A 909-nucleotide genomic window follows, 5' to 3' on the forward strand; every position below is an offset into this window, starting at 1 on the left:
GAGTATGTCAATAATTTTGTGTAAACTTTAGAAAAAATATTTTTTTATTGTAGGTTGGAAGTATACTTTATACATCCAACCTTATTTTTATATTTATAGAAAATATATGAAATGATATCTGTGATTTAATAAGAGTTCCCAATTTTAATTTAAAACAATTGGTCGTCTAAACGCCCTTCGAAGAAGATAGAAAGCTGTGCTAATATTTGAGCCCATCCTCGAATAGATTGAGTCCATTTTTTACTAATATCAATTGTAGCTAGATATAAGATTTTCATTAATGATTCATCATTTGGAAATATCGACTTAGTTTTAGTTACTTTTCTCAATTGGCGATTATAACTTTCCATCGCATTGGTAGTATAGATAATCTTTCTTATTTCAGGTGGATACTTAAAAAATGTAGCTAGCTCATCCCAATTATTTCTCCAGGATTTTATAGCAATCAAGTATTTTTCTCCCCATTTATCTTCTAACTTATCTAGCTGCGCTAACGCCTGTTCTTCAGTGCTGGCAGTATATACAAGTTTCAAGTCTGCATTAAATGCCTTTAAATCCTTATATGATAGATATCTACTTGAGTTTCTTATTTGATGGATTATACATTTTTGAATTTCAGTATTAGGATATACTGCTTTAATAGCTTCAGTAAATCCATTTAATCCATCTACAGATGTTATTAAAATATCTTTTACTCCTCGATTTTTTAATTCGTTAAGAACTAAAAGCCAATACTTTGATGACTCTGATGCACCTATCCAAATCCCAAGTACTTCTTTCTTACCTTGTATATTCACACCGATTGCTGCATAAGCAGCCTTAGAAACTACTGCATTATCTTTTCTAACCTTAAAGTGAATAGCATCCATAAATATAATAGGATATACTTCATCAAGAGGCCTATTTTGC

General features: G+C 30.3%; 1 protein-coding gene. It reads right to left on the reverse strand.

Going from position 1 to position 909, the window contains the following annotated elements; genetic code table 11:
* Nucleotides 1-149: 149 nt before the first annotated feature.
* The coding region (locus tag BN6774_RS00005) for an IS256 family transposase (RefSeq protein ID WP_122982996.1) at nucleotides 150-909 on the reverse strand (760 nt) is incomplete at its 5' end.

Origin of the sequence: Clostridium nigeriense (assembly GCF_900086595.1) — a bacterium.
GTDB classification, from domain to species: domain Bacteria; phylum Bacillota; class Clostridia; order Clostridiales; family Clostridiaceae; genus Clostridium; species Clostridium nigeriense.